At 51.7% G+C, this 22,734-nt stretch carries 25 protein-coding genes and 1 tRNA gene; 16 read left to right on the top strand and 10 right to left on the bottom strand.

The window, feature by feature from the left end:
* Positions 1-40: 40 nt before the first annotated feature.
* From trpS to IE181_RS03805, 4 genes are all read left to right on the top strand, one after another.
* The gene (gene trpS / locus IE181_RS03820) at positions 41-1,036 is read left to right on the top strand and encodes a tryptophan--tRNA ligase (protein WP_191250215.1); all 996 of its coding nucleotides are present in this window, start codon (positions 41-43) and stop codon (positions 1,034-1,036) included.
* A gap of 120 nt (positions 1,037-1,156) precedes the next feature.
* Positions 1,157-1,771, top strand: coding sequence for a DUF4136 domain-containing protein (locus IE181_RS03815; protein WP_191250214.1), 615 nt, complete (start codon positions 1,157-1,159; stop codon positions 1,769-1,771).
* 221 nt (positions 1,772-1,992) lie between these two features.
* Positions 1,993-2,619, top strand: coding sequence for a hypothetical protein (locus IE181_RS03810; protein ID WP_191250213.1), 627 nt, complete (start codon positions 1,993-1,995; stop codon positions 2,617-2,619).
* Positions 2,616-2,915 (top strand): winged helix-turn-helix domain-containing protein, encoded by a 300-nt coding sequence (locus IE181_RS03805; protein WP_191250212.1) that lies wholly within the window; start codon positions 2,616-2,618, stop codon positions 2,913-2,915. The genes IE181_RS03810 and IE181_RS03805 overlap by 4 nt, the downstream gene beginning before the upstream one ends.
* Positions 2,916-3,026: 111 nt before the next feature.
* Here the strand turns inward: IE181_RS03805 and IE181_RS03800 are convergent, their stop codons facing one another.
* Positions 3,027-3,917 (bottom strand): MBL fold metallo-hydrolase, encoded by an 891-nt coding sequence (locus tag IE181_RS03800; protein ID WP_191250211.1) that lies wholly within the window; start codon positions 3,915-3,917, stop codon positions 3,027-3,029.
* Between the two features lie 159 nt (positions 3,918-4,076).
* On the opposite strand from IE181_RS03800, the gene IE181_RS03795 reads away from it, so the two are divergent.
* Genes IE181_RS03795 through IE181_RS03785 form a run of 3 tightly spaced genes read left to right on the top strand, consistent with a single transcriptional unit; the run spans position 4,077 to position 7,777 of the window.
* Positions 4,077-5,300: a D-alanine--D-alanine ligase gene (locus IE181_RS03795; protein WP_191250210.1), complete on the top strand. Its 1,224-nt coding sequence runs from the start codon at positions 4,077-4,079 to the stop codon at positions 5,298-5,300.
* A gap of 6 nt (positions 5,301-5,306) precedes the next feature.
* The gene (locus tag IE181_RS03790) at positions 5,307-6,050 is read left to right on the top strand and encodes an alpha/beta fold hydrolase (RefSeq protein ID WP_191250209.1); all 744 of its coding nucleotides are present in this window, start codon (positions 5,307-5,309) and stop codon (positions 6,048-6,050) included.
* Positions 6,051-6,052: 2 nt separating this feature from the next.
* Positions 6,053-7,777, top strand: a complete 1,725-nt coding sequence (locus IE181_RS03785; RefSeq protein ID WP_191250208.1) for a Mur ligase family protein — start codon at positions 6,053-6,055, stop codon at positions 7,775-7,777.
* A 41-nt stretch (positions 7,778-7,818) separates the two neighbouring features.
* Here the strand turns inward: IE181_RS03785 and IE181_RS03780 are convergent, their stop codons facing one another.
* Entirely contained in the window at positions 7,819-8,640 is an 822-nt protein-coding gene (locus tag IE181_RS03780; RefSeq protein ID WP_191250207.1) for a tetratricopeptide repeat protein, read from the bottom strand.
* A gap of 53 nt (positions 8,641-8,693) precedes the next feature.
* Here IE181_RS03780 and IE181_RS03775 point away from each other — a divergent pair, with 53 nt between their 5' ends.
* Positions 8,694-9,569: an SDR family oxidoreductase gene (locus IE181_RS03775; protein WP_191250206.1), complete on the top strand. Its 876-nt coding sequence runs from the start codon at positions 8,694-8,696 to the stop codon at positions 9,567-9,569.
* Positions 9,570-9,624: 55 nt separating this feature from the next.
* Here IE181_RS03775 and IE181_RS03770 read toward each other — a convergent pair whose 3' ends face one another.
* The gene (locus tag IE181_RS03770) at positions 9,625-10,146 is read right to left on the bottom strand and encodes a universal stress protein (protein WP_191250205.1); all 522 of its coding nucleotides are present in this window, start codon (positions 10,144-10,146) and stop codon (positions 9,625-9,627) included.
* 60 nt (positions 10,147-10,206) lie between these two features.
* A complete protein-coding gene (locus IE181_RS03765) occupies positions 10,207-11,229 on the bottom strand; it encodes a DUF2333 family protein (RefSeq protein WP_191250204.1) in 1,023 nt (340 codons plus the stop codon).
* 226 nt (positions 11,230-11,455) lie between these two features.
* Between IE181_RS03765 and IE181_RS03760 the strand changes: the two genes are divergently transcribed.
* The 3 genes from IE181_RS03760 (at position 11,456) to IE181_RS03750 (ending at position 13,296) form a co-directional block, all read left to right on the top strand.
* Positions 11,456-11,782 (top strand): hypothetical protein, encoded by a 327-nt coding sequence (locus IE181_RS03760; protein WP_191250203.1) that lies wholly within the window; start codon positions 11,456-11,458, stop codon positions 11,780-11,782.
* 68 nt (positions 11,783-11,850) lie between these two features.
* On the top strand, positions 11,851-12,204 hold the full coding sequence (locus tag IE181_RS03755; RefSeq protein WP_191250202.1) for a DUF952 domain-containing protein: 354 nt from the start codon (positions 11,851-11,853) through the stop codon (positions 12,202-12,204).
* A gap of 24 nt (positions 12,205-12,228) precedes the next feature.
* The gene (locus IE181_RS03750) at positions 12,229-13,296 is read left to right on the top strand and encodes a quinone-dependent dihydroorotate dehydrogenase (RefSeq protein WP_191250201.1); all 1,068 of its coding nucleotides are present in this window, start codon (positions 12,229-12,231) and stop codon (positions 13,294-13,296) included.
* Between the two features lie 45 nt (positions 13,297-13,341).
* Here the strand turns inward: IE181_RS03750 and IE181_RS03745 are convergent, their stop codons facing one another.
* The 4 genes from IE181_RS03745 to IE181_RS03730 all read right to left on the bottom strand — a co-directional run bounded on the left by IE181_RS03745 (position 13,342) and on the right by IE181_RS03730 (position 16,053).
* Positions 13,342-14,361 carry a putative metalloprotease CJM1_0395 family protein gene (locus tag IE181_RS03745; protein WP_191250200.1) on the bottom strand — a complete coding sequence of 340 codons (1,020 nt, stop codon included), beginning with the start codon at positions 14,359-14,361 and terminating at the stop codon, positions 13,342-13,344.
* 80 nt (positions 14,362-14,441) lie between these two features.
* Entirely contained in the window at positions 14,442-14,966 is a 525-nt protein-coding gene (locus IE181_RS03740; protein WP_191250199.1) for a periplasmic heavy metal sensor, read from the bottom strand.
* Positions 14,967-15,470 carry a hypothetical protein gene (locus tag IE181_RS03735; RefSeq protein WP_191250198.1) on the bottom strand — a complete coding sequence of 168 codons (504 nt, stop codon included), beginning with the start codon at positions 15,468-15,470 and terminating at the stop codon, positions 14,967-14,969.
* A 1-nt stretch (position 15,471) separates the two neighbouring features.
* Complete coding sequence (locus tag IE181_RS03730) at positions 15,472-16,053, bottom strand: sigma-70 family RNA polymerase sigma factor (protein ID WP_191250197.1); 582 nt, start codon at positions 16,051-16,053, stop codon at positions 15,472-15,474.
* A 181-nt stretch (positions 16,054-16,234) separates the two neighbouring features.
* On the opposite strand from IE181_RS03730, the gene IE181_RS03725 reads away from it, so the two are divergent.
* Entirely contained in the window at positions 16,235-17,536 is a 1,302-nt protein-coding gene (locus IE181_RS03725; RefSeq protein ID WP_191250196.1) for a UDP-glucose dehydrogenase family protein, read from the top strand.
* A 7-nt stretch (positions 17,537-17,543) separates the two neighbouring features.
* Complete coding sequence (locus IE181_RS03720) at positions 17,544-18,917, top strand: MATE family efflux transporter (RefSeq protein WP_191250195.1); 1,374 nt, start codon at positions 17,544-17,546, stop codon at positions 18,915-18,917.
* A gap of 60 nt (positions 18,918-18,977) precedes the next feature.
* Here IE181_RS03720 and arsC read toward each other — a convergent pair whose 3' ends face one another.
* Both arsC and IE181_RS03710 read right to left on the bottom strand, forming a co-directional pair.
* Positions 18,978-19,325 carry an arsenate reductase (glutaredoxin) gene (gene arsC, locus IE181_RS03715; RefSeq protein WP_191250194.1) on the bottom strand — a complete coding sequence of 116 codons (348 nt, stop codon included), beginning with the start codon at positions 19,323-19,325 and terminating at the stop codon, positions 18,978-18,980.
* A 46-nt stretch (positions 19,326-19,371) separates the two neighbouring features.
* A tRNA-Gly gene (locus tag IE181_RS03710) sits at positions 19,372-19,445 on the bottom strand.
* Between the two features lie 156 nt (positions 19,446-19,601).
* On the opposite strand from IE181_RS03710, the gene metZ reads away from it, so the two are divergent.
* The 3 genes from metZ to IE181_RS03695 are packed head-to-tail and all read left to right on the top strand — an operon-like array spanning position 19,602 to position 22,715.
* Positions 19,602-20,813, top strand: a complete 1,212-nt coding sequence (gene metZ / locus IE181_RS03705) for an O-succinylhomoserine sulfhydrylase (RefSeq protein WP_191250193.1) — start codon at positions 19,602-19,604, stop codon at positions 20,811-20,813.
* A gap of 22 nt (positions 20,814-20,835) precedes the next feature.
* The gene (gene apaG, locus IE181_RS03700) at positions 20,836-21,258 is read left to right on the top strand and encodes a Co2+/Mg2+ efflux facilitator ApaG/CorD (protein ID WP_229819132.1); all 423 of its coding nucleotides are present in this window, start codon (positions 20,836-20,838) and stop codon (positions 21,256-21,258) included.
* Between the two features lie 8 nt (positions 21,259-21,266).
* Positions 21,267-22,715, top strand: coding sequence for a TrkH family potassium uptake protein (locus IE181_RS03695; RefSeq protein ID WP_191250192.1), 1,449 nt, complete (start codon positions 21,267-21,269; stop codon positions 22,713-22,715).
* Positions 22,716-22,734 lie beyond the last annotated feature (19 nt).

Below are 22,734 nucleotides of genomic sequence, written 5' to 3'. Positions count from 1 at the left end.
CCCAAAACGGGGTTAACCATCAACTTTATGGAGCAACACAGTGAACCGTGTATTTTCTGGCGCGCAGCCATCCGGCAACATGCATCTTGGAAACTATCTGGGGGCTTTCAGAAACTGGGTCGGCTTGCAGGATGACTATGAGTGTATTTACTGCGTCGTTGACATGCATGCTATCACTGTGTGGCAAGACCCGGCAGAGCTTGTTGCGCAAACACGGGAAGCGGCAGCAGCCTATATCGCCTCTGGTGTGGATCCTGAAAAGTCTATCCTGTTCAATCAGTCACAGGTGGCAGGTCACGCTGAACTGGCGTGGGTGTTTAACTGCGTTGCCCGCATCGGCTGGTTGAACCGTATGACACAGTTCAAGGACAAAGCTGGCAAAAACCGCGAGAAGGCTTCTGCTGGCCTGTATGTGTACCCAAACCTGATGGCAGCGGATATCCTCCTGTATCTGGCAACACACGTCCCTGTGGGTGAAGATCAGAAACAGCATCTGGAGCTGACCCGTGATGTCGCACAGAAGTTCAATCATGATTACGACACTGAGCTATTCCCCATTGTGGAGCCCATCATCATGGGAGAAGGCGCCCGGATTATGAGCCTGCGCGACGGCACCAAGAAAATGTCAAAGTCTGACCCTTCAGAATACAGCCGTATTAACCTGAATGATGACGCAGACACGTTGGCGCAAAAAATCCGCAAGGCAAAAACCGACCCGGAGCTGCTGCCAGCAAAAGCAGACGAGCTCGAGGGACGGCCAGAAGCACAGAACCTTATCGGTATTTATGCTGCCCTGTCCGCGCGCAGCCGGGATGAGATTTGTCTCGAATATGAAGGTAAAGGATTTGGGGATGTGAAAAAGGGCCTGACAGAAGTTGTTGTCGACAAGCTGGCCCCGATCACCGAGGAAATGGCACGTCTGCAAAAAGACAACGCCTATATCGATTCCATCCTGCGCGACGGAGCGGAGCGGGCTCGTGCTATTGCAGAGCCGGTAATGGCAGATGTGCGCAAAGCTGTCGGCTTCTTGTCATAAGGCCAATTGCCTGAATTAAATCCGGTTTTTCTGGCTTTGAGGGCGAATATTAAGCTAAGGTTCAGGTAACGGCCTGTATAGTGGCACAAAAGCCCATGTACCAAGACGGAGACAAAGATCGTGATTAAACCATTTGTTGCAACGCAGAAATTACTGGTGATTGCTGCTGCGCTTATGCTTGGGGCGTGTAGTTCATATTTTTCCAGTGATGTTTCCACCTTTCACACCATCGGCAGCCCAATCCGGGGGACCGCTGCAATTGTGCCAATGGACAGCAGCAAACAGGAAAGCCTGGAGTTTCGTCAATATGGTGCCGCTATCGGCTATCAACTGAAACAGTATGGTTTCAGCGAATCCGGAGACAATCAGCCTGACTATATCGTCGGTTTCGATGTGCGCATTTCTGATGGCCGCGAAAAAATCTACAATCGCCCTGCATCCTACGCCGGCTACTATAACCGCACCCGCTACTATTGGGGGCATTGGGGTGTCTATGACCCGTTTTACGACCCATTCCAGAACGAACTGGTTGCCAAAACTGTGTACCATGCTGAGCTGTTCGTAGAAATCAAAACGCCGGACGGGGAAGTGGTCTATGAAGGTCGTTCTGAAACAGACGCACGGGAAAACTCGCTGCCAAATGTTGTGCCTCTTCTGGCGGAAACTCTGTTCAAGGAATTTCCTGGCCCGAACGGTGTAACACGCAAAGTCAGTATTGACCTGTCTGAGGAATAATCCCCCGTAACAGTATCAAGACACTAATCAGTGCACAGCACTAGCATCCGAGAGGCCCCGTCCGGGGCCTTTTTTTATTGTCCTTCTGATATCATAGTGGGCTTGCGCCTTTCTTTAATCTTTCCCCCCACCAGAACAGGAAACAAACAATACCCTTGACACTTTGATGATTCAGTGTACTTTGTTTTTCAAAGTTAATTAAAAAAGAAAGGGAAATATCCATGGCTAGCGAGAGTACAAAAAGTCAGGCCGTAGAAAATCTGGCCTTCATTCGGGAAATGATGGAAGCAGGGCAGCGCCAGACGCGCTTTAACGCAACCTACATGATTGTTTGGGGGACACTTCTTGCTGCGGCATTTCTGGCACAATATTTTGAAGCCCTGGGCTATTTTAGTGCCTCTATTCCCACGATCTGGCTGCCGCCAATCCTTATCGGCTGGGCTGCCAGCATCTATATCGGTATCAAAACCAACACTGCCACAGACAAAAACAATCCTGTTATTAAAGCCTACAGCACGGCCTATATGTCGATCGGGATTACTATGTCTTTCTATTTCTTTGCCACCCTTGCCTTTGGTACGTTTGATCCTGTGACTATCACCATTCTCGCCTGTGGCCTCTACGGCGCTGTGCACCTGATCAACGGCGTTGTCACCGGTCTTTTTATATTCAAAGCAACAGCCGTTGGCTGGTGGGGACTGATGGCCTATTTCACCCACGACGCCAGCCATACGAAAGAAATGCTGCTGGTGCTGGCGGGTGCCTGTATTGTGCTGATCCTCGTGCCTGCCGTCCTGATCCGCGCATCGCGCAGTGAAGTGCTAACGGAGGCAAAGACAAGCGTATGACAGACTTTGATTACCGCGCGATCGACGATGTCATTCATTCGCGGGTACGGCTGGCAATCATGTCCTATCTGATGACGGCAGGATCCGCAGACTTTACCGCGCTGAAAAAGGAAACAAAAGTATCAGACGGAAACCTGTCGACCCATCTATCGAAACTTGAAGCAAACGGCTATGTGATTGTTGAGAAAAGCTTTGTCGATAAAAAACCGCAAACGACAGTCCGTGTGTCCGACACCGGCAGGGAAAAATTTAAGGCGTACGTGGATAGCCTCGCCGCCCTGATTGGCACTGCATAATAATAACCCGGGCATGACAGCGACCGCCCAGCAAAAAAACAATGGGGCCAACGGCCCCATTTTTCTGTCTCAGCCCCTGCACGCGCAGTATTCAGGGAATGTCTGTGCCCATCAAGACGTAGGTAGTGACGAATATACAAACCCGATAAAGAGGTCCGTCCATTCCGCACCGGCCGACAGCCAGCCAGCCTCCAGGTCGTCAAGCGGGCGCTGAGCCACAATATCCTCAAGCGACAAACCTGACGCCTTCAGACCGCTTATTTCATTCCGCACAGACACCAGCATATCATGATAAGCCTGCAGCTGTGACTTGTTCAGGTTTGGCCCGTGTCCGGCAATAATAACCGTATCGTCATCCGCCATACCAATAACCTTTTTGGCAGCCGCGATCACACCGTCAATGGAGCCACCCCCATCAACATCAATGAACGGTAGTCGGTCCGCGAAAAGTGTATCCCCCATATGGAAGACATTTGCCTTCTTGAAATACACCACGCTGTCGCCGTCTGTGTGAGCATTCTTGACATGGATGATCCGTGCCTCGTCCCCATTCAGGTGCAAAGACATCTCGTCATTGAAAGTAACAATCGGCAGCGCCGCACCTGTTTGCGGCGGTGTTTTCATATTAAACACCTTCAGGAACGACCCTTGCTCAAGCCGCAGGCGGATATTATCGTGCGCAACGACAACGGCCCCTGCCTTGCCAAAATACTCGTTACCACCCGTGTGGTCACCGTGATAATGGGTGTTGATGACAAACCGCACCGGCTTATCAGATAGTGTCGCAATCGCAGCAGAAATTTTCTCGCTGAGCGGCGCATACTGATCATCAATAATATAGACGCCGTCTTCACCGACAGACACACCAATGTTACCACCAGCGCCGTATAGAACATGGATGCCGTTGCGCACCGGCTCTGTTCGGATTTCTACTTTGTCCCAGTCCTGCGCGCTTACTGAAGTTGACAATAACGCAGCAGCAACAGCCAGTTTAAGTTTCATTCTGTATCTCCCTGAAAACATATCTGATTCCATATATGCCAAATGCCATTATCATGCCCAGAAACCGTCACGCTTTGTCAAATTTTTTATTTCACTTTGCTGTTATGCCAGAATTTGGCTAAACAAACACTATGACCAGAATTTGCAGAGGATTTTAGGGTGCAGAAGAAAACCATTGCCGTACTTTTTGGTGGCCGTAGCGTTGAACATGATGTCAGCGTTCTGACCGGTCTTCAATTTCTGGAAGCGCTTAATCCTGCCAAATATCAGGGACTGCCTGTATATGTCGACCCCTTGGGCCAGATGTGGACCGGCGATGCGTTGCTGAAACGGTCAAATTATCCTGTGTCCGGCCAATCAGCGGGCCTGACTGAAGTGAAGCTGGACTTAAGCGCGGCCCCGGCAACCGGGCGCCCGGCTTTCACTGTCTCCAAAAAAGGGCTGATGGGTACCAAGCAGGAAAACCTGTATTTCGATCTGCTGGTCCCGGCCATACACGGCTCGAACGGCGAAGACGGCAGCCTGCAGGGCCTGCTTGAATTCGCTGGTATTCCGTTTGCTGGCTGCCGGTCCCTTGGGGCCGCTGCAACAATGGATAAGGCTTTCCTGAAATCCTGCGCCCGGCATAACAGCATAGATGTATTGCCAGAGATCAAAATCTCCCGCCCCGCAAAAGGATCCTTTCTGCAGGAAGAAGAAATCACCGCAAAGTTGGCCGCTGGTATTCCAGATTGGTCCTTCCCCCTGATCGTGAAGCCCTGCAATCTGGGGTCAAGTGTTGGTGTCGGCAAAGCAGACGATATGGACGGCCTGATCGCAGCACTGATGACCGCCTTCCGGGTCGATAGCAGCGTGATCATTGAACCCTTTGTACCGAACTTATGCGAATATAATGTCGCGGTGCGCAGGGATCAGGACGGCAACATCCACACATCCGCCATTGAACGCCCGTTAATGGACGCAGAATTGCTTGATTTTAAAAACAAGTATCTGGCTGGCGGCAGTCCTGGCGCACCAAAACTGGATACCGGTCCATCCGAAGGCATGGCGTCGCTCAACCGTGAATTAAACCCTGAAGGTCTATCCGCAGAACAGGAATCATTCATCCGCGATAGTGCCAGCAGGATTTTTGAGGCGCTTTCCCTTGCTGGCTCCGTTCGGATTGACTTTCTGTCCAACCGGAAATCTGGCGAGATATGGCTGAATGAAGTCAACACCATTCCGGGGTCCTTTGCCTATTTCCTATGGGAAGCTGCAAGCGAGCCCCTAAGTTTTCTGGCGCTTTCCGATACTATCATTGCAGAAGGTTTCACCCTTTCCGCACAGCGTCTGGGCCTCACTGACGCCGGTACCGGCGGCGCAACCATTTTTGCAAACGGGTAAGCGGCTATGGCTGAATGGTATCATACACATTCAGGCACGGACGGACAGTCCCACATTTGGCTCCACGGCTGGGGGCAGGATCACACAAGCCTTGATCGCTTAATGCGCCTTTTTGCACGGGATGGCCAACACCGCCTATATGACCAGCCGGGGTTTGGTAAAACGCCCAAACTGGCTGACGGCGCCGGCACAGAAGACTATGCGGACGCCCTGGCAGAACAGGTACGCGCACTGGGTCCCATGAAACATATCTTCATTGGCCACAGTTTTGGCGGCAGGGTTTCAATCCAGCTGGCAGCACGTCATCCTGATCTGGTAAAAGCCGTCATCCTGATTGCTGGCGCAGGTATTCCGCGCACAAAGACTGTTAGAATGAAGATCCGGTCTACTGCCATCAAGATACTGGGCAAACTGGCGCGTTTTGCAGATAAGGTGTTTGGCACGACTTTTACCGAACGTTTTCGCAATAAGTTTGGCAGCCGTGATTATAAGGCTGCCGGTGCCCTGCGCCCAACCTTTGTCCGCGTTGTCAGCGAAAACCTGACATCTGTCGCAGCTTCTGTCACCGCACCGGTTCTACTGATTTACGGATCGGAAGATACGGAAACGCCGCCTGAAATTGGCCAGAAATATGCTGCTGCGCTACCAAATGGCCGCTATGAAGAATTGGCAGGCTTTGGCCATCTGGACATTCTTTCCCGCGGCACCTATCAATGTGAAGCCCTTATTCGAGACTTTCTGGAGCCATAACCGTGCAATTTAATCTGCCGATAGACCCTGTCATTTTGGCAATCACAACCCCGCTTTTGGTGTGGTTCCTGTTGGAACGAGCCCTGACATATATGATGTTCTTCCAACAGGAAGAGTATGATGGCAAGCGTTTCCTTATGTGGCTTCGGGACAAACGGGCTTTTGATACCCGTGCCAGTCTGTGGTTTATTTTGGCCGCGCTCGTCGCAACCCTGACGCAGATCGAAGGAATGAGCCCCTATGCGGTTGGGTCTTTACCTCTTCTGCTACTGGGCATAGGGCACGGTATTTACATGTCGCGCAAGGGCCGCAGCCACAGCAAAAAACCACTTGTTGTAACAACGCGGGTGAAACGTATTCTAACCGTTTTTGTCGCCTTGGGTTTTGGCCTTATTGCCCTTGGCCTTACTGTCACAAGCCTTGCCCCGATTGGCACAAATTACGGTGTTTCCATTGACGTCAACAGTATTGATTTTATCGCAACTGACTATGACTGGCGGCTAAGCCTGATAGCTCTGTGGCTGCTTGTCATGACCCAGGCTGTGCCCTATGTCTTGGTGCTGTCCAATAAAATTCTGGAGCCTGCCGAAGAACGGGTAAAAGCAAAGTTTCGGCAGGAAGCGGTCGACAAGCTGGCAAGCCTGAACCCGTATATCATTGGCATCACCGGGTCTTTTGGCAAAACGTCAACCAAACATATCCTGTCACATATTCTGGATGCTGCGGCCCCTACTCTTGCCACGCCTGGCAGCGTTAATACCGACATGGGGATTACCCGCGTGATCCGGGAACAGCTAAAACCGGATCATAAATATTTCATCGTCGAGATGGGGGCTTACGGCCCCGGGTCTATAACCCGCCTGTGCCGTCTGGCGCCGCCTGACCTCGGCGTGATCACCGCCGTTGGCGCCGCCCACTACGAACGGTTCAAGACGCTGGAAACTGTTGCACGAGCCAAATTTGAAATGGCAGAGCATGCCTTTGCCCGAAACGGCAAGACAGTCATCAGCAAAGATGCTATTCCTGCTGACCTCCTGAATACCCAGTGTCATGACCGACCCGGCCCCTATATCAGCGTTGGCGCATCGGGGGATGTTGCGATCCGTGATATTACAATGGATAAGGACGGCATTCATATAACCATTGAAACTGACGGCGAAACAGAAACACTGGTTGCCCCGCTATACGGCACGCATCAGGCAGGGAACATCGCCATCGCCGCTGCAACCGCACGCGAAATAGGTCTGCCGTGGTCTGCGATTAAAGGGGCGCTTAGAAGCGTACCGCAAATCCGCTACCGGCTAGAGGTAACAAAGACACCGGGCCAGCCAACCATCATTAATGATGCCTATAACTCAAACCCGGTCGGGTTTAAGGCCGCACTTGAAGTGCTTTCTGTGCTTAAAGAAGAAGGCGGCAGGCGCATTCTCGTCACCCCGGGCATGGTGGAATTAGGCGACAGACACAGTAGTGATCACTATGACGTCGGAAAATTTGCTGCACGCCATGCAGACATTGCTGTTGTTGTCACACCTGACCGTATCCCCAGCTTTATCGAAGGGATCAAGGACGGGGACGCAGAAAAAGCAGAACAGCCCGTTATGGTACTGACATTTGATAAGCAGGAAGATGCAGAAGCATGGGTGCGCGAAAATGCACGTAAAGGCGATGCCATCCTCTTTGAAAATAACTTGCCTGATTTATATGAAGCAACGCTGAAGCTTTAAAGACTCTGCCTTCGGATCTCAGGACAACCAGCACAGTCTGCCTATTCTGGTTTAAGGTCCATTTTTTCCAGATTGTGGCGCGCAGCCTCTGCGTCCGGGCCGGCTTCCTGTAAGCGCAACACTTTTAACCAGCTTTGACGTGCGGCTGCCAGATTACCTGTTTCATGTTCCAGGTTACCCATTTCCAGATGGGCGGTCGGGTCATCACTATACACTGACAAATAAGTTGTCAGCGCGGCTCTGGCTTCATCCAGATAATTCAAACTGCGGGCGGCACTGGCAAGAAACAAAAGAATATCTGCCCGGCCGGAGTTCATCTCATACACCTTTTGCAGGTCTGCATAAGCAAGTGCATAATCACCGTCAAAAGCCGCAATCCGCGCCCGATCAATAAGATATGTTTGTGCCTGGGTTGACGTCTCGGGTACCAGCGACAAGGCATTATCAATTGCCGTTTCAGCCCGGGTAATTTCATTTGCCATCAACCACGCATTCGCAGCCTGATCATACATATCGGCCAGAAGGAGCGCGCCGCCAACCATGCGTTTACCGTCGTTGATTGGCATTTGGCGACCGGTGCGAATGTCTTCGACTAACTGATCCAGTCGGATAGCGGCCTCCGCAAATTCGCCAAGATGATACAGTCCCACAGCCTCGCAGTGCCGTGCGGGAACGCCTGCACCTTCTGTCTGCCATTCCAGGGCAAGCGCAATGCCTTTATCAGGGGAATTTTGTGCCAGCGCCATACAGTCAGCATAACGCTTTTCAGCCTCTTTGATGTTCTGGTCACCATCAAATGCAGCAACTTGCATGCTGGTACTGGAAATCAGAATAAAAGAGAATATCTTAATGAGAGTTTGCATGGCGGCGACTGTGCCGTTTTCATGAGGCAATTTCAAGGCAGGACCACACAATAATGACGAATACCAGCGCACAAGACCCACAACATCTGTTTATCATTGGCCCCGGCTATAGCGCGGGCTACGTGGCTGCGCTGGCACTGTCCGCTGGTTGGCTGGTTTCTGCCACATATCGGTCTTCGGAAAAACAACAGCAGCTTAAAGACGCAGGACTTGTCCCCGTTCCGTTCGGTAGTATGCCAACGGGCACGCCAGTAACCCACTGTTTGGTCTCTGTCCCACCGTCCGTCGACGGAGATCCTGCCTACGACACCTACCAGCCTTTATTACAGCAATGCAGCGACCTTTCATGGATTGGGTACCTGTCCAGCACGAATGTATACGGCAATCATGATGGGGGATGGGTAGATGAAGAAACCCTGCCTACCCCTTCGCTTGACCGTGGGATACGGCGCGTACATGCAGAAAAGGACTGGTCTGAATTTGCAAGCAGCGTTGGCTCAGTATGTCACATTTTCAGACTGGCTGGCATATATGGTCCCGGCCGCAATGCCATTACAACCATTCAAAAAGGTCGTGCGAGACGAGTAATTAAAGAAGGGCAACTGTTCAGCCGCATCCACGTAGAGGATATTGCCCAGACTGTTCTCGCTGCAATGACAAGTGGTGCGCCTTCCACAGTCTTTAATCTTGCCGATGATGCGCCCGCCCCGCCACAGGATGTTATCCTATATGCTGCGAACCTGATGGGAGTTGCGCCGCCGGAAGAAGTTGCCTTCGAAGATGCAGACCTTAGTCCCATGGCAAAAAGCTTTTACGCAGAAAGCAAACGCGTACGAAACACCAAGATCAAAGAAGTCCTGAATATTAGGCTGCGCTATCCATCCTATGAACAGGGGTTGCAAGCCCTATGGAACGCGGTGAAAGACTGAAGAACTAAGGGAAAAGCTAAAAGAAGCGAAAGAACCCAAGGCACCCACGCATGGCTTATGCCATTTCGTCTACCTGATCATACGTCATGGTGCCGGGTATCAACATAACCGGGCATGATAGTTCCCCTGTATGTTGGTGTGCGAAATAATCCACAAGCGGCCCGGGGTCACCTTCTGGCCCGGCCCCCAGAACAAGACCAAAAATATCGGACGTTGCATCCATATATTTCTTCAGCTCTTCTTTCGGGTCCCCTTCACGGATAACAATTTCAGGACGAACGCCACAGTAATTATAGAGACGTTCCGCCACGTCATCCATCAGCAGCCGCGCTTCTTCCTGTGCTTCTTCCCGCATGCGATCAGCAACAGCGACCCAGTGCTGAAACTCTCCTGGCCGGATACAATGGAACAGAATAAGGCCGCCCCCGGTAATATGGGACGCCCGCGCCGCCGCAAACCGTATCGCTACCTTTGATTCCGGGGATCCGTCAACGACGACAAGCAGGTTCCGCCGCCGCTTGCTAATCTTCCGAATAGGGCGGTGGATGCCATCTTCTGAAATTTGGTCGGTATCCATCATGCAATTACAGTGACAGTCAAAGCCCATGCTTGCAAGCAGAAATACGGCGTCAATTTGCTATTTCAGGAGGATGTTTGACACTTCCCGTATCTGTGTGCGGGCCCGCAAAAGATAGAAACCCTGCATCGCCAAATGGTTTGCCAGCATACCGTCTATGGACCCATTGGTGACAACCAGCGGGTCAAGACTTGCCGCCGCATCCATCGAGACGATCAACTGATCATAGACTTTGCCCAGGTCTTTATCCTCAATAACACCGGAAAAGTCATGTTTCAGCGCCCGCAGGAGCAGTGAGTAAGCATAAACCTGCCCTTTGATCTGATAAAATAGGTCGTCTGCACCGCGGTCCGGCAACACACCGCCTGCATTATCTTCAATATAGCTTTCAAGAGCCGCTGACGACGCGCCCAGATCAAGAGCAATCCGGTCAAAAGTCGCAAGCAGATTGTCGCCGCGGGTTTCATAGACAGCATCACCCCGCTTCAGCCGTTCAACATAGGATGTCAGTTGGCGCGCCCCTTCCCGAAAGTACGCATCAGACGGTGTTGTCGGCAACAAAGATGTGGAGAAGTCCATGATCCAGCGATCCGGTTCCTTCGACAGGTTCCCTGCAGCTTTTTCAATATCCACATCTACTGCGCTGGACCCGCGGGTGCGACCAATCTGGTCCCGAAGCTCAAACGTGAAGCGCGACAAAGCCCCCAGAATACCTTTTTGGAAATTGGGTGTATTATCAAGCCACCAACCCGGCAGAAAGACCGGGTCATTTGCGGTCCAGTTATTCAGTTTTGCTTCTCTTTCAACAAGATAAATAACCGTTGCAACCGTCTGGGGCGCACCGCTGTCCTGTGCTGTGTTTACATACAGACGGTCATCAACCCTGTAACTAATGGCCATGCCAATCAGGATATAAAGAAAGAATAAGACAGGCAGTGCAACGGCAACTTTGCGCCAGGTGGAGCCTGAAACAGTTGCAAGATATCCAAGGAAAAAACGCCATAACCGGCGCAGAGCAGCACCCAGACGCTGAAAACCGAGAGCAATTTTTTCTTTGATCCACAACCAAACTTCGTGAAGCATGTTTTATTCCTGCCACTTTACTGTCACAGGCAGGCCCAAAACCCGCCTTTTATTCTTATTCTCATGCTAAGATATTGTCACATCCTGCCGGTAATACAAGGTGTAGCAGTTAAATCAAAACAGGGACCGTTCATATTTCATTCATTTTAGGTTTCATACACTCATGCTTATGAAAAAACACATACAGTTGACATTCCGCACAAGCGCCGGGCTCCTTTGTACCCTCATGCCCGCAACCCTTCTACTTGCTGAGGAACCTGCACTGGTGCAGCGGGAAGAACTGATGTGCATGGATACAGAGCGTGTTATGTCCTACACTGTGGAAACCGACCGTTTAGTGCGTTTTAGTATGAAAAACGCCCCAGACATTTTGATGACCATCAAAGGGTTTTGTCCCCAACTTAAATACCATCAGTATTTCACCTACACGCCTACAAACGGTATGATTTGTACCACTATCCATGACATTACAACCCGGGCTGGCATGCCCTGTAAAATAGAAACCCTGGCGTTCGACACCCCACATCCGGACACAGAGAGCCAGGCGAACTAGGGCGCGTCTCGGCCTGAAAGTTTCAGAAGACTATTGCGCACGCTTACAAGTCTGAGTAATCAGAGTATATGCATAAAACAGTCTATAAAATCTTCAGACCGTCCGAATGGGAAACCTTTGTATCAAAGGGTGTTTTTGACGGCTCTGCCAATGACAAACAGGATGGATTCATCCATTTGTCTTACCGTGACCAGCTGGCTGGCACACTTGATGCCCATTTTTCAGATTGTGCCAAGATTATTGTCGCGGCTTTCCCGGTGGTAGCGTTTGAACAATCCAGTCTTAAGGCTGAAAAATCCAGAAGGGGAGAGCTTTTTCCTCATCTGTATGACACGCTGAAAAAACAACAGGTTACATCGTTTGCGCCCATTAAGCGCACCGAGGATGGCGACCTTGTTATCCCGAACGACTTAGTTGACTGATACACCAAACAAGGCATTAGCTGCATGATTAATCTTTATCCTCTTGCCCGGCCCATCCTTAGCGCATTGTCCGCAGAAACAGCGCATAACCTGACAATATTCGGGTTAAAGTCCGGTCTGGGGCCATCCAGCAAGCAAAAAGATGACCCATGCCTGTCTACGCAGGTATTTGGTCTGAAACTACCGAACCCCGTAGGGCTTGCGGCTGGATTTGATAAAAACGCAGATGTTTCAAACGCTATGCTGAATGTCGGCTTTGGTTTCGTCGAAGCGGGAACCGTTACCCCGAAACCACAGGCAGGAAACGACAAACCGCGCCTGTTCCGCCTTGTGGAAGACAAAGCCGTTATCAACCGTTTCGGTTTCAACAACAAAGGACTGGAGTATTTCACTGCCCGGCTGAAAAACCGTCGGCCCGGCGGTATTGTCGGCGCCAATGTGGGTGCGAACAAGGATGCTACCGACAGAACCGAAGATTATGTGACGGGCATAATGGCACTTTATGGCCTGTCTGATTATTTTACCGTAAATATCAGCAGCCCCAACACACCAGGTCTGCGGGCCCTCCAGTCACGAGATAGCCTGAATGACTTGGTTACCCGTGTCCTTGCTGCCAGACAGGCCAAAATGGATGCAGGGATGCAGCGCATTCCCATTCTGGTTAAAATTGCCCCTGACCTGACTGAAGAAGACATCAAAGATATTGCCGCCGTAGCCTTAGACAACGCACTTGACGGTCTGATTGTCAGCAACACAACCATCACCCGGCCCAGCACACTCACCTCCGCGCATAAATCAGAGATCGGTGGGCTTTCCGGTGCCCCTCTTAAAAAACTGTCAACCGATACACTCGCACAAATTTACCGCGCAACTGGCGGCAAAATAACGCTAATCGGTGTTGGGGGCATTTCGTCCGGCGCAGACGCATTTGATAAGATCGCACACGGCGCCAGTCTGGTGCAGTTATACTCAGCACTGGCATATGACGGTCCCAGCCTAGTTGCTGACATAAAAACAGAACTAACAGAAATTCTGAAAGAAAAAGGCTTCGCCTCCGTCTCAGATGCGGTTGGGTCTGCCGTCAAGCTTTAAGGATAATGCCCCCGCAAATCGCGGCGCACCAGTAACAGCATAATATCAGGCGCGCACATCAAAACTGCGCAGATCGGATTGCACACCCACACCACCCCCGGCAAAAAGGCCGTCATTTGCAAAAAGTGACGCCGCAGAGGTGCCCCCGCGGCCACCAACAATAGAAACAGCATTTTGATAGGATTGAATTCCCCTGTCTCTGTCGGCAAACGTTGCTGGCAAACCGTCTCTAAATGCCGGATCAAAAGCGGGGGGAGTATTACCGGTGTCGCTGGCGTCCGCGCCCACAGCATTGCCAGAAACATCGCCAGAAACAGGTGCCTCTGCGCGGCTAGTCCTCTCTTCTGGCCCGCCTGCATCAGAAGTCTCTGATTCGCTGGCAGGGTCCGTGTCCTCTGGTTCCTGTGCACTTAATTCCGCCTCAGCCGCACGAATGGCTGCACTTGCCGCCGCTGCAACCGACCTGTCTTGTCCGGATGGTTTCGCAGGGGCAAGCGCCGCGGCCTGAACGGTCCGCATTTTCGCAATGGTGGCTTCCGGGTCACCCTGAACTGCGCTGGTGTCAATATCAACAGACCCACCAACAGCATACCGCCTGCCGTCTGGTCCCACCTGATAATCATAGGATACAGCCCCGGTTAATGCACCACCTGCAGCTTTATGTGCCCCTTCATGGGCACGGACTTCACGGTCACGCGCTTTCAGCGCCTGTACCTGGGCTTTCTCCTCATCCGTCAATTGTCCGGGTAATGATTTTTTCTCGCTACTGCCCCCTCTGGACTGTGCGTTCACGGCAGAACGACTATCCGAGCTGTCTCGGGAGGGGGAGTTTGGCCTGGCCCCTTCAGAGCGTGCCCCAAAAAGCTGTGCCTCTATCCCTGATGTGCCCGCTGGGAACGACGGATTTAAGCCGTTTTGGGTACTGCCACCAGATTGCGGAGCTGCTGAATTTGGACGGACGGCATCTGTGCCGGACACCGTATCAGCAGCAGGCCTATCCCCCACACCGGCAGGCGTAGAGGCGGGTATCACCGGGATAAAAGATGTTGTAGGCACACTTGTCATGCCTGCATCTTAGCAGAAAAGTCGCTCTTTTTACAACGAATCACACAGCTGCTTGCATGCCCGGACACAAAAGGCTGAAATTATTCACCCGGTGGTGGCGGCGGTGCATCATCAAATGATCTGCATTCCTTGCCGTCTTTTTTATCGCGGCGGCTCTCCCGGTCACGGCTTAACAGATCTGCCGCAATTGCCGCACGCGTTGGTTGGTCAATTTTTTCAAAAAGGTCGAGGATTATTTCCCGTGCCGGATCATGAATTGTTCTGAGAGCAGCTTCACGACCTTTTAGCGCTTCGACCAGCGCGGCCCGGTCAAACTCAGGGGCAATCATAACGGCATGAATATCTTCATAACTATCACCAACGGCCTCAAATCTGGATTTCAGCTCCTTCCTTTTGGCGCGCAAGGCCTTGCGGAAAGCATCCTTTTCTTCCTCGGACAAATGCCGCTGGATAGACCGCATACTAAATTCATGGGAAGGTGATACACGGATTGTACGGGTTTCCTCTGGCCGGAAACCCTTGCCAAAATGCAGACCCACTAAATAAATATTCACAAGGACCGACAGAGTTAGAAAAATCAGAAGTGGTTTACTCACACGTGACATTTACTCGTCTCCCTCTTCCAGCATAAATCCGCTCGTAGCCACCAGGTTAGCCGATAGATCAATTTCCTGATGATCTGCTGGTGGGCTTTGCAAACCTGTTAGCACCCCAACAGTCAACACAAGAACAACCATTGCTGCCTGTCCCGCAATCCCGTACGGGGTCAGCCATTCATCTACATTAAACAGGCGGTCAAACATTGATGATACCCTGGACCAAAGTGGTGCGGGGCCTGATATAGCTGCTGCAGCTGTCTCCTGCTGGTATGTATCTGGCAACGCAAGAAGTCGTTCCAGGAAGTCGTCTTTTGCGCGAGCAGGTGTCAGGTCTCGCAGTGCTGTTAAATCAGCATCCAGCCGTGTTTCTTTGCCTAAAGTTTTGCGACCTTCTGCTGTCTCGCAATAATGCCTCGCCGCGACACGAACTGCTGCCGGAAACCGATCAGGATCACTGCCGTAGCGAACGACGAGTTCTTCAAACGTACGTTTGTCCATTTTCCGTTTCATATCAAACCTCACTTCTGCCTTTGGCAATTGTATCTCGTAGTTTTGCACGGGCGCGAACCAATAAAGATTCCAGCGCCTTTACCTTCAAACCCATTATCTCTGCTGCCTCTGCATTGCTTAACCCATCGAAATAACAGAGAGTTACAGCAAGCTTTTGGTTCTCTTTCAGGCTGTTTACAGCCTTGTGAATATGTGCCGTTGCCTGGTTGTTTTCGATAGCCTTGTCTGCTGTGACCCGGTCATCCGCTTTATCGAACCCTTCGGGCATCTGTGCAGGGCTTTTACGACGTTTTTCATCCAGACACCTGTTGACCACCACCCGGTAAAACCAGGTGGTAAATTTGGACTTCTCCGCATCAAATGACTGGGGTCTGGTCCATAATTTAACAAAACATTCCTGCACCATGTCTTCTGCCAGGGCGGTGTTGCCAAGCGTACGGATCGCAAGCAGCCGGAACCGGTCCGCATGCCTGCGTACCAATTGATCATACGCCAGCGCATCGCCTGCCTGTACACGCTGCATCAACTGTTCGTCGCTTTCGACTTTCAATATATCCTCTTTCAGGAACGAAACTGCGAGCACCGCGTATCTCCTAGCAAGACATGTATGATACGTGACTGTGTCATAAACCCTTCGAACCTGTTCCTATCAACACACAGAACAATCCGTTTTGCAATTCTGTCATTAAAATGTAAGAAAGAATGCGTTAAGGAACCCCTCGACCAACACACAACCGCCCAAGATTGAAAAACGGACCAAGATCATGAAAATTGCAGTCATCGGCACCGGATATGTAGGACTTGTATCCGGAACCTGTTTTGCCGAGTTTGGCCACGAAGTAACCTGTGTAGACAAGGATGCCACTAAGGTTGAAAACCTGAAGGCCGGCATCATGCCTATTTACGAGCCAGGCCTGGACACCCTTGTGAACAGGAATGTTGCAACCGGCAAGCTGCAGTTCACAACGGACCTCAAATCTGCGATGGACGGGACAGAGGCCGTTTTTATCGCCGTTGGAACCCCCAGCCGGCGCGGCGATGGGCATGCTGATTTGCAATATGTTTTCAAGGCCGTGGAAGAAGTAGCAAGCTACATCACCACTTACACAGTGGTGATCACCAAATCCACCGTGCCCGTCGGAACCGGAAAAAAGATTACGGAAATACTGTCGGGCCTGCTTGATACAAGCCTGTTTGATGTGGCCAGTAACCCAGAATTCCTGCGGGAAGGTGCCGCAATTGAAGATTTTATGCGTCCCAACCGCGTTGTTGTCGGAACCGAGACAGACCGCGCGCGCGATGTGATGAAAGAACTATACCGGCCGCTCTTTCTCAATGAAACGCCGATGGTCTTCACCAACCGCGAAACGGCAGAAGTTATTAAATATGCAGCCAACGCCTTTCTAGCAACTAAGATCAGTTTCATCAATGAAATGGCTGATCTGTGCGAAAAAGTTGGCGCCGATGTACAGCAGGTGTCCAAGGGGATTGGCCTCGACAAGCGAATTGGCGGCAAATTTCTAAACGCCGGCCCCGGATACGGTGGCAGCTGCTTCCCGAAAGACACCCGCGCACTGATCCACACTGCAGAAGACTATGATGTACCGATGGAAATTGTCCGGTCAGTTGTAACCGTCAATGAAAACCGCAAACAAGCAATGGCACAAAAGATCATTGATGCAGCAGGCGGCACCGTGGACGGCAAAAAAATTGCTGTCCTTGGCCTAACTTTCAAGCCCAACACCGATGACATGCGCGAAAGCCCCTCGCTTGATATTATTCCAGCCTTGCAGAATGCAGGGGCTAGCGTGCATGCCCATGACCCCCAGGGCATGGAAGAAGCCGAAAAGCTGTTAGAAAATGTGACCTATCACCAAGACCCGTATGACACCATGCATGATGCGGATATTCTGGTACTGATTACAGAGTGGAATGAATTCCGTGCCCTGAATATGACGCGCGTTAAATCCCTCCTTAAATCCCCGGTTGTGGTTGATCTGCGGAACATATACGGCCACGCTGATCTGCCGTCTCTGGGCTTTACCTATATTGGTATAGGACGCTGAATATCTTGTGACCCTAACGCACCAGACACAGACACCGCCGGAAAGTATAGTCGCGGACAAAGCAATCTGGGCCATTGCCGGCCCGGCGATCATTGCAAACTCGTCCGCGCCTCTGGTCGGCCTTGTTGACACATGGGTGATCGGACACCTCCCGGACGCCAGTCATCTGGCTGCCGTCGGCACCGGGGCAACGATTTTCAGTTTTGTTTTCTGGATGTTCGGCTTTCTGCGTATGGGTACAACAGGCGCCATTGCACAGGCCCACGGCGCCAAAGACACGCGCCTGATCAGCCACCATCTGATCCGAAGTTTTGCACTCGCACTATGTCTCGGGATAGGCTGCATTCTTCTCCAGTACGGTATTTTTGCTTTCGCTGTTTTTGCACTCGCACCGCCTGAAAGTGTGATGTCTGCCTTGTCTGCTTATTTCGATATCCGAATACTCGCAGCCCCGGCGACCCTGCTAATTTATGTCCTGAACGGGTACCTGATCGGCATTGCCCGCGCGCGGGCCTCGCTTGTGTTGCAGCTTGTGCTGAACATTACCAATGGTTTGCTGAACCTCTTCTTCGTTCTCGCCATGGGCATGGGGGTGGCGGGTATTGCACTTGGCACCGTTATTGCCGAATATCTGGCCGTGGGTTTGGGGTTTCTTTTCATAGCCCGGTATCACGGCTTCTCCCTGCTAGCCGATGCATGGCGCAGCAAAGGTATTTTTGTCTTTAAAAAAATGCAGGCGCTTCTGTCGGTCAATATGTGGCTGTTTCTGCGTACACTTGTGCTCCTGACCTGCATGAGCCTGATCACAAGGCTTGCCGCTGGCCTTGGCGAAGTTGCCCTTGCCGCCAGCCACATTATGAATGTTTTCATGATGCTGATGTCTCTGGGGTTGGACGGTTTTGCCTATGCGGCAGAGGCATTATCAGGGGCCGCATACGGTGCGAAAAACCGTGCCCTGTTCCATTTCTGGTCCGTGCGGACATCTGTGTGGGCCGTCCTGACGTCCCTCGCTTACGGTGTCATATTCTGGGTGTTTGGTGCTGATATCGTAGAACAGCTAACCAGCTTGCCTGCTGTTCAAGCCAGTATGAGCACCCTGATCCCGCTATTGTCTGTTATGCCGATCATTGCCGTTGCCTGCTACCAGTTTGACGGCATCTTTATTGGTGCAACACGTGCCAGGCCCATGTTTATAACAATGCTGGCTGCAATGGGGGTTTTCGCGCTTTCAACCGCCCTTTTATATGCCCCGTATGGCTTGGTTGGCATTTGGGGTGGTTTTGCCGTTTTCCTGATAGCACGCGGCGTTGGGCTATGGCTTTATTATCCGGGGCTGAAGGCTGGTATCGCAGATAAAGCGCCCACAACCAACACAGCATAAAACGGAAACGCGCACCGACATAGTGCGCGCAACAAAACAAAAATGACTAAAATCAGGCGATTAGTCTAATAGAGACAGGACATTTTCTGGCGGGCGACCAACCGCTGCCTTACCGTCCTTCAGCACGACCGGGCGTTCAATCAGCTTGGGTGTTTTTATCATCGCCGCGATCAGCGCATCTTCATCAGTAATATCCTGCAGGCCCTGTTCTTTATACTCGGCCTCTTTCGTGCGCATCAGCGCCCGTGCCTCGATGCCCAAAGCTTTCAAGACGTTTTTGATCTCTGCCGCGTCCGGTGTGTCCTCCAGATACAGGCGAACGTCCGGAGTCTGTCCTTTTTCTTCAAGCAAAGCAAGCGTTTGACGTGATTTGCTACACCGCGGGTTATGCCAGATGGTAAGGGACATTTGCTGTTCTCCTGACGTCAGTTAAAGATAAAGTTTCAGAATATGCTGGAGCGGGTGAAGGGAATCGAACCCTCGTCTTAAGCTTGGGAAGCTTCTGCTCTACCATTGAGCTACACCCGCCTGTCCGCATGATATGGGGGAAAAACAGCACAAGATCAATAAGTTTCCTTGACCTTGGGTGCGGAAATCGTCAAATTTCCGCCCGGCGAAAAGTCGCCCTCATCGTAAAGGCAAAGCAGCGAACAGCGGCCTGCCACCCAAGGTAAGGAGATCACCATGCGGTATCAAAAAGGCACAGACAGAAAAGTAACCAGTAACTGGGCACCAAAAACCCAGATGGTCCGTGCCGGATCGATGCGCTCCGACTTTGGCGAAATGGGCGAAGCACTGTTTATGACCTCTGCTTTTACCTACCCAACCGCAGAAGAAGCCGAAGCGCGCTTTGATGGCCGTGCAGAAGGTTTTACCTATTCACGGCAGACAAACCCGACTGTCGCAATGCTGGAAGAAAGAATGGCGCTTTTGGAAGGGGCGGAAATTGGTAGGGCTACCGGTACCGGCATGGCCGCCATGACGGCATCGCTGTTGTGCCAGTTACGTGCCGGCGATCATGTCGTGGCTGCCCGCGCCCTGTTTGGATCCTGCCGCTGGTTGATGGATGAACTGTTGCCGCGCTACGGTATTGAAACAACGGTCGTAGACGCCACAGACCTGAATGCTTGGCAGGCAGCAACCCGCGACACAACAAAAGTCTTCTTCCTTGAGACCCCGGCCAACCCAACGCTGGAAATCGCAGATATTCGCGCCATTGCAGATATGGCAAAATCTGCGGGTGCCCGAATGGTTGTAGATAATGTTTTTGCGACACCCGTTCTGCAAAAGCCACTAGCCCTGGGAGCGGACGTTGTTACCTATTCAACAACGAAGCATATTGATGGGCAGGGCCGCTGTCTTGGCGGCATGATCCTGTGCAGCAAAGAATTTGATGAAGAATTTCTCTACCCTTATTATCGTCACACCGGGTGCGCGATGTCGCCTTTCAATGCCTGGGTTATGTTGAAAGGCATGGAAACGCTTGATCTGCGCGTCAATGCCATGTGCGACAATGCAGAATATCTGGCAGAAAAACTGTCTGATGTTCTGGATAGCGTGCGCCATCCATCGCTTTCCAGCTTTGCGCAGCGCGATCTGGCGCTGTCGCAAATGACCCGCGGTGGCACTATGGTTATTTTTGAACTGCCGGGCGGACGCGATCAGGCTTTCACCTTTATGAATGCTCTCGAAATGGTCGACATTTCCAACAATCTGGGCGACAGCCGGTCAATCGCAACGCATCCGTGGTCTACAACCCATAAAGCTCTGGCCGAAGAAAGCCGTCTGGAACTTGGTATCACACCAGGCATGATCCGGTTTTCCGTCGGCCTTGAAGACAGGGAAGACATTGCGAACGATGTGCTGCAAGCTCTTAAAACGGCTGGCATTTCCTGAAAAAAACAGACATTATAGTCGCATGAGCGACAAACTACTTGATAATGTTATGACCTTCGAGACGGTAACCCGTGACATACGTGTTGCCGTCCAGTCCTATTTTCTGGATGAGCGATCCAGTCCCGAAACCGACAGATTTATCTGGGCGTACCGCATTCGCATTGTAAACGAAGGCGCTGATATCGTTACCCTTCTGAACCGACACTGGATCATTACCAACGGTAAAGGCGAGGTGGAAGAAGTGCGCGGCGCAGGTGTTGTCGGGGAACACCCAAGGCTTGAACCGGGGGAGAGTTTTACTTACACAAGCGGCACTCCCCTTACGACACCAAGCGGCTTCATGGTCGGCACGTATGAGTTTGTCAATGAAGCTGGCGAACAGTTCCATGTTGATATACCTGCATTTTCACTTGATAGCCCTCATGCTGAGCTAAGGATCAATTAAGGCGCCCTATGCTGGATTACAGGCCGATAGCACTTGCCCTGGGGGCACTGATTTTCATGCTGGGTGCATCAATGGCAATACCAACCCTTATTGACTTGGTTGCAGGCCACGACGATTGGCAGACATTCAGCGTGGCTATGGGCATCACCATCATTGTTGGCGGCATGCTGTTTTTAGCAAACCGCGGTATGGAAAATAACCTGACACTGCGCGAAGCCTTCATGCTGACCGTATTGTCCTGGCTGATACTGCCTGCCTTTGCCGCCATACCGCTTGTTTTCTCGGAACTGGAGCTATCCGTCGCGGATGCCTATTTCGAAGCCATGTCAGGGCTGACGACAACTGGCGCCACCGTGATCACCGGACTGGATACCGCCCCCCCTGGTATTTTAATGTGGCGTGCGATCCTGCAGTGGCTTGGCGGGATCGGTATTATTGTTATGGCCGTCGCCATTCTGCCAATGCTGCAAATTGGTGGTATGCAGCTGTTCCGTATGGAAAGTTCCGACACAAGCGACAAAATCCTGCCCCGTGCTGCTCAGATTTCCTGGGCAATCAGTGGTCTGTATGTTGGTCTAAGTGCCATTTGTGTCATTCTGTTGATACTGGCAGGCATGACTCCGTTTGACGCCGTCGCCCACGCCATGACATCCGTCGCAACCGGTGGCTTTTCGACCAGTGACGGCTCCCTTGGTAACTTTGATAGTGCTGCCATTGATTTCATCGTATTCAGTTTTTGTGTGATCGGATCCATGCCCTTTGTTGTCCTTATCCAGATGGCGCGGGGTCGCCCCTTGGCTTTTTGGCGCGATGAACAGGCAAAGACATTTCTTCTGGTCGTCACAGCACTTGTCACTGCCGTCTCGCTGTGGCTGATGGTCTGGAAAGATTTCACCCTAGGGGAAGCGGTCAGATACGGCGGCTTTAACATTATATCGGTTATGACAGGGGCCGGTTTTGCCACCACAGATTATAGCGCGTGGGGCAGTTTCTCTGTCACCCTGTTTTTCCTCGTTATGTTCATTGGTGGCTGCGCAGGGTCCGCCAGTTGCGGCATTAAAATATTCCGCTTTCAGGTTCTGTTTCGGTCAATGGGCGCATGGATGAACCGCATATGGCAACCGAACGGTATCTTTATCGCACGCTATAACGGACAGCCCATTGATGATGATGTCAAAAGCTCAGTCATGAGCTTTCTGGTTCTGTTCATGGCGACCTTTGTGGTTTTATCCATTGCTGTTGCCACAACGGGGCTGGACTGGGTTACGGCTTTCTCCGGTGTTGGGGCAACGCTTGCAAACGTTGGACCGGGGCTTGGCGACATCATCGGCCCTGCAGGCACCTACGGGCCACTACCTGATTCTGCCAAATGGATCCTGTCACTAGCCATGCTGCTTGGCCGACTGGAACTGTTTACCGTCTTTGTCTTATTGTCCCGCACCTACTGGAAAGCATAATCGGCATATTCTTGGCCGG

Source organism: Kordiimonas sediminis, from assembly GCF_014656395.1.
Classification (GTDB): domain Bacteria; phylum Pseudomonadota; class Alphaproteobacteria; order Sphingomonadales; family Kordiimonadaceae; genus Kordiimonas_A; species Kordiimonas_A sediminis.
The sequence above is the reverse complement of the archived record's forward strand: the minus strand, read 5'-3'. Positions and strand labels throughout refer to the sequence as shown.

What these genes read in the sequence shown, in the direction of transcription:
- IE181_RS03810 (WP_191250213.1), top strand. Translation starts at nt 1,993, where the DNA reads ATGGCTAGCGAGAGTACAAAAAGTCAGGCCGTAGAAAATCTGGCCTTC.
- IE181_RS03805 (WP_191250212.1), top strand. Translation starts at nt 2,616, where the DNA reads ATGACAGACTTTGATTACCGCGCGATCGACGATGTCATTCATTCGCGG.
- IE181_RS03800 (WP_191250211.1), bottom strand. Translation starts at nt 3,917, where the DNA reads ATGAAACTTAAACTGGCTGTTGCTGCTGCGTTATTGTCAACTTCAGTA.
- IE181_RS03790 (WP_191250209.1), top strand. Translation starts at nt 5,307, where the DNA reads ATGGCTGAATGGTATCATACACATTCAGGCACGGACGGACAGTCCCAC.
- IE181_RS03780 (WP_191250207.1), bottom strand. Translation starts at nt 8,640, where the DNA reads ATGCAAACTCTCATTAAGATATTCTCTTTTATTCTGATTTCCAGTACC.
- IE181_RS03775 (WP_191250206.1), top strand. Translation starts at nt 8,694, where the DNA reads ATGACGAATACCAGCGCACAAGACCCACAACATCTGTTTATCATTGGC.
- IE181_RS03770 (WP_191250205.1), bottom strand. Translation starts at nt 10,146, where the DNA reads ATGGATACCGACCAAATTTCAGAAGATGGCATCCACCGCCCTATTCGG.
- IE181_RS03765 (WP_191250204.1), bottom strand. Translation starts at nt 11,229, where the DNA reads ATGCTTCACGAAGTTTGGTTGTGGATCAAAGAAAAAATTGCTCTCGGT.
- IE181_RS03760 (WP_191250203.1), top strand. Translation starts at nt 11,456, where the DNA reads ATGCCCGCAACCCTTCTACTTGCTGAGGAACCTGCACTGGTGCAGCGG.
- IE181_RS03755 (WP_191250202.1), top strand. Translation starts at nt 11,851, where the DNA reads ATGCATAAAACAGTCTATAAAATCTTCAGACCGTCCGAATGGGAAACC.
- IE181_RS03750 (WP_191250201.1), top strand. Translation starts at nt 12,229, where the DNA reads ATGATTAATCTTTATCCTCTTGCCCGGCCCATCCTTAGCGCATTGTCC.
- IE181_RS03745 (WP_191250200.1), bottom strand. Translation starts at nt 14,361, where the DNA reads ATGACAAGTGTGCCTACAACATCTTTTATCCCGGTGATACCCGCCTCT.
- IE181_RS03740 (WP_191250199.1), bottom strand. Translation starts at nt 14,966, where the DNA reads ATGTCACGTGTGAGTAAACCACTTCTGATTTTTCTAACTCTGTCGGTC.
- IE181_RS03735 (WP_191250198.1), bottom strand. Translation starts at nt 15,470, where the DNA reads ATGAAACGGAAAATGGACAAACGTACGTTTGAAGAACTCGTCGTTCGC.
- IE181_RS03725 (WP_191250196.1), top strand. Translation starts at nt 16,235, where the DNA reads ATGAAAATTGCAGTCATCGGCACCGGATATGTAGGACTTGTATCCGGA.
- arsC (WP_191250194.1), bottom strand. Translation starts at nt 19,325, where the DNA reads ATGTCCCTTACCATCTGGCATAACCCGCGGTGTAGCAAATCACGTCAA.
- metZ (WP_191250193.1), top strand. Translation starts at nt 19,602, where the DNA reads ATGCGGTATCAAAAAGGCACAGACAGAAAAGTAACCAGTAACTGGGCA.
- apaG (WP_229819132.1), top strand. Translation starts at nt 20,836, where the DNA reads ATGAGCGACAAACTACTTGATAATGTTATGACCTTCGAGACGGTAACC.
- IE181_RS03695 (WP_191250192.1), top strand. Translation starts at nt 21,267, where the DNA reads ATGCTGGATTACAGGCCGATAGCACTTGCCCTGGGGGCACTGATTTTC.